This is a genomic window from Paraburkholderia sediminicola (assembly GCF_046027825.1).
GTDB lineage: Bacteria > Pseudomonadota > Gammaproteobacteria > Burkholderiales > Burkholderiaceae > Paraburkholderia > Paraburkholderia sediminicola_D.
Map to the genome: position 1 here is coordinate 1 of NZ_JAQQDU010000186.1, position 5,856 is coordinate 5,856.

Consider the following 5,856-nt stretch of genomic DNA (forward strand, 5'->3'; position numbering starts at 1 on the left):
CCAGGTGGGGTTTGAGTTCAGGATGCCTCGCTCCACGGCAAGACGCACCTATGTCGCCAACGGAGTCGACGCAGCAGCGGCTGACGTCGCCGGTCTCGACTCGGAGCGAGGCGCTCCGGTTCCGCTTGCCGGGTACTCCGGCGAGCGTCCGGTTCCTGAAGTTGACCCGCGAAAACGGACGCCTATCCTTTTGAAGAGGAGGTGCCGAAATGGGCAAGCATCGTACCCCGTACCCGGCGGAATTCCGGGCGCAAATGGTTGAGCTGGTGAAGGCCGGGCGCAGGCCGGAGGAACTGGAAAAGGAGTTCGAGCCGACCGCGCAGACGATCTACAACTGGGTGGCACAGGCTGGTCGCGATGAGGGCGTGCGCCATGACGGGCTGACCACCGCCGAGCGGCAGGAACTCACGAAGCTGCGCCGCGAGAACCGGCAGTTGAAGATGGAGCGCGACATACTCTCTCACGCAGCGGCCTGGTTTGCGCGGGAGACGGGAGCCGTATCGCCGAAGGATACGGATTCATGAGAGCGAACCGGGCCCGCTGGCCCATCGCCACGATGGCGCGGCTGCTCAGGGTCTCCACGAGCGGCTATTACGCGTGGCTGGTACGGGAGCCTTCGGCACACGCATGCGGTGACGCACAGTTGCTCGCGCGCATCCGTACGCTGCATGCGAGCTCGCGCGCCACGTATGGGGCACCACGTATTCATGCGCAGCTGGCACGCGAAGGCATGCACGTGGGACGCAAGCGGGTGGCGCGCCTGATGCGCATGGCTGGCCTGCGTGGCGCGAGCCGGCGGCGCTGGCCGCACACCACGCGGCAACGCGCAGGTGCACGCCGTGCCCCCGACCTGGTGCGCCGGCACTTCAGCGCCGACGCCCGCGATGTGCTGTGGGTAGCAGACGCCACATACGTGCCGACCGCTGAAGGGTTCCTGTATCTGGCGGTGGTGCTCGATGTATTCAGCCGCCGCGTCGTCAGGCTGGGCAATGTCAACCCATCTGTACACCGAACTGATGCTGCGTGCACTGGACATGGCGTTGCTGCAGCGGCGTCCCGAGGGGGTGATCCATCATTCGGACCAGGGCTGTCAATACACGTCCATTGCCTTCGGGAGGCGTTGCCGCGAGGCTGGCGTGCAGCCGTCAATGGGGACTGCCGGCGACGCCTATGACAACGCCATGTGCGAATCATTCTTCGGCACGCTCGAGACGGAGCTGCTGATGCGAGAACACTTCGCGACCCACGAGCAGGCCCGCGCACGCATCTTCTGGTTTCTGGAAGGCTGGTACAAGTACGTTTCATAGTGCCCAACCTCGCTATGTGGTTGATAAATCTAGAGATCCCTGTTGTGCCGTTGGTAATGTGGGGTGCGCACGCCGGGTGCGGGTACGTGCGACGAACTCGGACACCGCACGGGTGTTCAGCGAATCGCGCTTGAAGATCCATGGTCCGAGCGACAGCGGATGCTCCGCCGCGATCTCGCCGCGCTCGACTGCGAGCCTGAGCGTTTTGGGACTCACGCCGATAAGTGCCGATGCCTCGGTCAGGTTCAACCATCCTTCGGCTGCACGCCGCTCGCTCGAATAGACGGGAATTCGATGGTGACTGCGCAGCGCAGTGACGCGCTCCTGGGTCCAGAAGTTACCTCGTCCGGTTCGCAGCCCATTTCGATTGAGCATGCTGGCGATCACCAGATCCGGGCAGATGCGAGCCAGCAGGCGCACTGCATCGATCGCTTCAGGGGATGTCTGGGTGGCGCATTGGCCGCGACGCCGGCGTGGTACACGGATCTCGGTATGGACGCCACCCTTCCAGTGGATGACGAGCACGATCTCGCTGGTTGCGTCATCGAGATCGACCACGACCTCATGGATCAAGGTGCGCACGATGCGCTTCTTCAGGCGGGCGTCAGCCTGCGGCCAGATCAACTCGAGCGCTGCGGCAAGTTCGTTGAACTCGTCGGGTTGAACAGGCGGTATCTGGCCAGATGCGTGTGAGTGCCGCTCAATGCGCGATTCCAGTTTTTCCACACGCAGCAGCGCATCATTCTATCGGCGCTCCAGCTCGTCGGCGACGAGCCGGTTCTCCGGATCGGCAGTGTCATACTGCTTCTGCGCACGTTGTGCGGCGTAACGGGCTGCCTGCAGATCACGCTGCAATGCGGCCAGTACTTCGTCATGCTTATGGATCTCTTCTTCGCGAGCCACAATAGCTGCCTCAATTGCTGCAGGTTGGACTACCCGCAGGACGGCCTGGGCGATTGCCGCATCCACACGCGTGCCACCGAATGCGATACAACGGGGCAGTCCCTTGTCCAACCACGCGCGATGACAGCTGTAGCGCAGGGCGTCATGCCGGCTACCTGTGTAGTGTACCGTGAGCTTGCTCGCGCAACGCCGGCACCTCAACAGCCCCGTCACAAGTGCCTCGCCATTCTTCGGTGCGCCGGCGTGTGTGCCCAGACGCACGTTGGCAAGAATGGTGCGCTGGATCCGTTCGAATTCGTCCCACTCAACGTATCCGTCGTGGGCATTGGGGATAAGCGCAAGCCACTGGTCCCGTGGCTTTCGCCGATCGCGTTTGCGCGGTTCTCCAGCCTCATAGTGGACGGTACATTCGGTCTTCCCATACGCATAGGCACCGCCGTACACCGGGTTGGTCAGGATCTGATGCACGGTCCCGTAAGACGGTCGCTTCCAGTGGATCTCACCACGCGGTGTGCATGCGGGCAACTGCAGGCCGTGCTCCAGAAACCATAGCAGGGTCTGCCTTACCGAGCCAATCGCGAGGAACTGACGGAATACCGAGCGGATGGCTTCCTGCACACGCAGATCCGGATCCTTCTCCAGGCGCTGATCCTCGGTCTTGCGATAACCAACCGGCGCTATGATGATAAGCTCGCCCCGTCGGGCTTTCTCGCGCCGCGCTTCCAGCGATCGCTGACGCAGAAGATCAAGTTCGTATTCGTTGAGGCTACCTTTCAGTCCGAGCAGCAGGCGGTCATTGCTTAACCGCGGCGCATATACGGTTTCCTGATCGATCAGCACAGTGTCGACTACGCGGCACACCTCAACCAGTTGCTGCCATTCGCGACTGTTGCGTGCAAATCTTGATACCTCGCGGGCAGCCACTGCACCAACACGCCCAAGACAAACCTCAGCTACCATGCGTTCGAAACCCGCGCGCGTCTGCGTGCCAGCCGCAGAGCAGCCCAGATCCTCATCGATTACTTCGACTTCCTTCCAGCCCAACTGACGCAGACGATCCTGCATCGCGTACTGCAGTTTCTGGCTCTCCAGATTGTGGCTGACCTGGTAGGCGGACGACTGGCGAACGTACAGCACGGCCTTGCGAGCCAGATGTTGAACCCGAATCTTGTCACTCATCGCACACCTCCTGTTCGCGTGCCGCGACGTGCAGTTCGCGTCGGTGTTGCCGCAGTAGTTGCACCAGCAGGCGCAGTGTCTGTTGCCGCACTTCCAACGGCAGATGCGCCCACTCGGGCGTCTCTGGGCAACGCTGAAACAGATCGGGCTGATCGCCCGGATGGGTGCTCGGAACGCGTCGCATCGGCTCCTCCTGTACAGGACAAAGGACGGTGCTCGGCTTGTACCACATTGAGTTGTGAGGCGAGAGTTTTATCGGACAACAGGCGTTTCAGTTCGCGCAGCGCGTCGCAGTCGACGATTGGCAATGCTGACGATCTAACGTGATGGCAGGCAACTGGATCAAACATCCACTGCGGCATCTCCGATACACTCGCTGTCTCGAGTGGGTCACGTGCACAGCGCAGAACGACCTCGCCATTCTTCTCGACCACGTTGAAAATCCAGGCCATTCGACCGAACCACGGGTGCCAGCGATAGAGAACCTTTCGTGACTCGGTAATGTGGGTGTTGTGTTTGCGGCTTGTACAACCCGTTTCGCCTTCACAGCGGGCTCGGCCATCGCTCGCCGCTCGAATTCGAAAACCTGCATTCGCAGGATCAAATGTCATCGCCGCGCGGGTTGCCCACCGCCGGGCAGCGCCATGGTCGTGACAGGCGACCCGCCGCCCGGCCGTGGACAACCCGCGACTCAACACTCCCGGGAGGTTCAACATCACACTAAACCCACCTGCAAATCTGTCCGTTGAACCGGGTCAATCTCATCCGGCAGTCCGGCTCCGACCGGCGACTGTCTCTTCAGGGTCGACCGGAGCCGGTCGTTGTCGGGCTCAGTTCGGCCATGAAGAGCCATTGGCACAGTCGAGCGCAACGGCAACAACCCTGTTCATAGCAGCCATTCGCCTGACCTCGAACTCCAGTCAGCGCAAGAATTGCATCGGCGTCCTTCAATTGGACGACCAGGCATCGACCCGGTTCTGGCAGTTGGAGAGAGGGCCAGCGCTGGCGACGAGATAGCGCGATTTTTTCTCGAACGTCCGCAACACCGATCGCTGGCGTTGCCTATTTGGCATCCTTGGCCGTGTTATGAGCGGCCGGGCCGCATTTCGACATGTCGTCGCCCGCGCCCGCAACAGTGTTGCAGCCCGCGAGGGGAGTGGTAATTGCGATCAGAATCAGAGCGATGAGTCCTATCATGTTGTCCTTCTTCGAAAGGTTCTTGGTGCCGGCCGAAGTTGCGAGCCCGGTATTTTTCTATCGGAACTAGAGCGGCAGGAACAGGCTGATTCCAGGCGCTTCTTGCGATACATAGACAACAGGTAGCGTACAGTGGGCATAGCCCTGATCGCCGTATGAGTGACCATCGCGACGATGATCGTCATGCCGGTATGCCTGCCGGGGAGCGGCTGGCATCTGGCTATGCTGCAGGCCTCCGTGATGAACGTCTTCCGCTTGCACAGACGTTGTTGTGAAGAGACGGGCCAGTGCTAATGTGAGCCCAAGTGCACTCAGGCGTCCTGCTCTCGTTGTGCCCTTGTCCGGCGCATGATTGATTGAGGTTTTTCATGTGGCATCCCTTATGTTCAGACCGGAGGCCAAATGGTTCCGCGTGGCGTCGGTTCGGTTGCCGACTGCCCGGCGCAGCAGCTCCGAGCCATCCCTTAGTCGCTGTGTGGTGAGTATCGCTGTGAAAAATAAGATCCGCGTTGTGCTTCTGCGTATCCGACATGCTGTTGTAAAGCGCCTCGAAGGCCGACGTGAATTTCTTGATACCGTCCGCATGGACATCGACAACCTGGCCATAAGACCGGAAATCGTCGACGGCGCTCATGGTGTTAGCGTTGGCGGCACGGGGCTGCCTGAGTGAATCCATCGTGCTGGCGTTGTCATGCATGACTGCGCGACCGGTTGCCAGAGGGATTCCTGATCCGCTGTGATCTGAAGCCTTGTGTGAAGGTTGTTGATTTGTGTATCGACAGGGGTATGGGCCGCTACTGTCATGACATGCCCGCTCGCGTGAGTCTGCCCCGGCGTTGCGGCGCTTGTCGGAGCAGGGAGCATCTCAATGCCGAGAAACAGCGCTGCCGCGAGCATTGGCACGGGTCGGCGTTGGAATGGGGTGGGTGTACGCTTCACGGTTTGTCTCCTAGGAAATTCGGTGTGGAATCGAATCGCCCGCGAGTTTCCGATGCGGCAAGCACACTGCAAGCGAATTCGATTGAACAAATGAGTTGTGCCCACATTCCCAATCGAAGCCTGTCCGATGGCGGACGTTTGCGCGCAAGGTAGCGAGACGCCGTGCGTGGAATTCTGAAGGAATGACGACAGGAATCGCCGAGCGGTTTGATTCGAGTGATCAGGATGGAGACGTATGCGTTGATGTCGGGCGGTGCTCAATCCGATTCCGGATGTCGAACCGGCGACCGCCCACGCGTCAAACGGCGCCAGCTCGAGTATTGTGGGATCT

6 protein-coding genes and 1 pseudogene are annotated in these 5,856 nt (G+C 60.7%); 4 read left to right on the forward strand and 3 right to left on the reverse strand.

What is annotated here, in order from left to right; translation table 11 throughout:
- The first annotated feature begins 209 nt into the window (after positions 1-209).
- The 3 genes and pseudogenes from PQQ96_RS41395 (at position 210) to PQQ96_RS41405 (ending at position 1,307) form a co-directional block, all read left to right on the forward strand.
- Complete coding sequence (locus tag PQQ96_RS41395) at positions 210-524, forward strand: transposase (RefSeq protein WP_408303102.1); 315 nt, start codon at positions 210-212, stop codon at positions 522-524.
- Positions 525-556: 32 nt separating this feature from the next.
- A pseudogene (locus PQQ96_RS41400) lies at positions 557-922 on the forward strand (IS3 family transposase); the annotation flags it as partial.
- Between the two features lie 67 nt (positions 923-989).
- On the forward strand, positions 990-1,307 hold the full coding sequence (locus tag PQQ96_RS41405; RefSeq protein WP_408303104.1) for an integrase core domain-containing protein: 318 nt from the start codon (positions 990-992) through the stop codon (positions 1,305-1,307).
- A gap of 12 nt (positions 1,308-1,319) precedes the next feature.
- On the opposite strand, the gene PQQ96_RS41410 is transcribed toward PQQ96_RS41405, so the two are convergent.
- The 3 genes from PQQ96_RS41410 to PQQ96_RS41420 are packed head-to-tail and all read right to left on the reverse strand — an operon-like array spanning position 1,320 to position 3,573.
- The gene (locus PQQ96_RS41410) at positions 1,320-2,033 is read right to left on the reverse strand and encodes a MerR family transcriptional regulator (RefSeq protein WP_408303106.1); all 714 of its coding nucleotides are present in this window, start codon (positions 2,031-2,033) and stop codon (positions 1,320-1,322) included.
- A gap of 18 nt (positions 2,034-2,051) precedes the next feature.
- Positions 2,052-3,347, reverse strand: a complete 1,296-nt coding sequence (locus tag PQQ96_RS41415; protein WP_408303108.1) for a recombinase family protein — start codon at positions 3,345-3,347, stop codon at positions 2,052-2,054.
- A 34-nt stretch (positions 3,348-3,381) separates the two neighbouring features.
- On the reverse strand, positions 3,382-3,573 hold the full coding sequence (locus PQQ96_RS41420; protein WP_408303110.1) for a hypothetical protein: 192 nt from the start codon (positions 3,571-3,573) through the stop codon (positions 3,382-3,384).
- A 1,503-nt stretch (positions 3,574-5,076) separates the two neighbouring features.
- Between PQQ96_RS41420 and PQQ96_RS41425 the strand changes: the two genes are divergently transcribed.
- The gene (locus PQQ96_RS41425) at positions 5,077-5,256 is read left to right on the forward strand and encodes a hypothetical protein (RefSeq protein ID WP_408303112.1); all 180 of its coding nucleotides are present in this window, start codon (positions 5,077-5,079) and stop codon (positions 5,254-5,256) included.
- Positions 5,257-5,856: the final 600 nt, after the last annotated feature.

Bases quoted from the DNA above. Each gene is read 5' to 3' on its own strand.
- PQQ96_RS41420 (WP_408303110.1), bottom strand. From the start codon at position 3,573: ATGCGACGCGTTCCGAGCACCCATCCGGGCGATCAGCCCGATCTGTTT.
- PQQ96_RS41395 (WP_408303102.1), top strand. From the start codon at position 210: ATGGGCAAGCATCGTACCCCGTACCCGGCGGAATTCCGGGCGCAAATG.
- PQQ96_RS41405 (WP_408303104.1), top strand. From the start codon at position 990: ATGTCAACCCATCTGTACACCGAACTGATGCTGCGTGCACTGGACATG.